The sequence below is a fragment of the Geodermatophilus sabuli genome, from assembly GCF_010686765.1.
Lineage (GTDB): Bacteria > Actinomycetota > Actinomycetes > Mycobacteriales > Geodermatophilaceae > Geodermatophilus > Geodermatophilus sabuli_A.
Map to the genome: position 1 here is coordinate 1 of NZ_JAAGWF010000115.1, position 513 is coordinate 513.

Sequence of the window (513 nt, forward strand, 5' to 3'; positions counted from 1 at the left end):
ATTTCCGTCGAAGTCAATCGTATTGCCGCTGTTGCAGCGTCCAAAAACGATATATTTCGACTTGTCATAACCTGCTATCGTGGGAACCGCCCAACCCCCGGTCGGAACATTAACGGTACCCTTCCAGATACACTGGCCTGACTGTGTGGCATTAGTTATCGAGGTGAAGTCTGTACTGTTGCTGATGAGCAAGCCCACCCCACTTCGCTGACCTGTCGGGAATATCTGCCATAGGCTTCCCGGAAACGTGTAAGTGCTATCCCGTTCGCTGATGCGGTTGTCTTTCATCGTTGAGTTCTGCGTGACGCGGCCCCCCGATATGGTGACCGAGTTCATCTTATGAAGCAGCCCTGAATCAAGGTAAGCCGTAGCGTGCGGGATAAACAGCACCTGCGCCCCGGAAACATAACCGGCAATATCCGCGTATTTTGCTTTCTGGTAGCCACTATCAAAACTGGCCCCATACGACGGGCATCTCAGGCCCGCCGTTATCTCCATACGCTTTCCCCCATC

At 53.0% G+C, this 513-nt stretch carries 1 protein-coding gene; it reads right to left on the reverse strand.

Annotated elements, in window-relative coordinates; all coding sequences use genetic code 11:
- On the reverse strand, positions 1–513 hold a 513-nt coding region (locus GCU56_RS23280; protein WP_275586041.1), incomplete at both ends, for a DUF6453 family protein.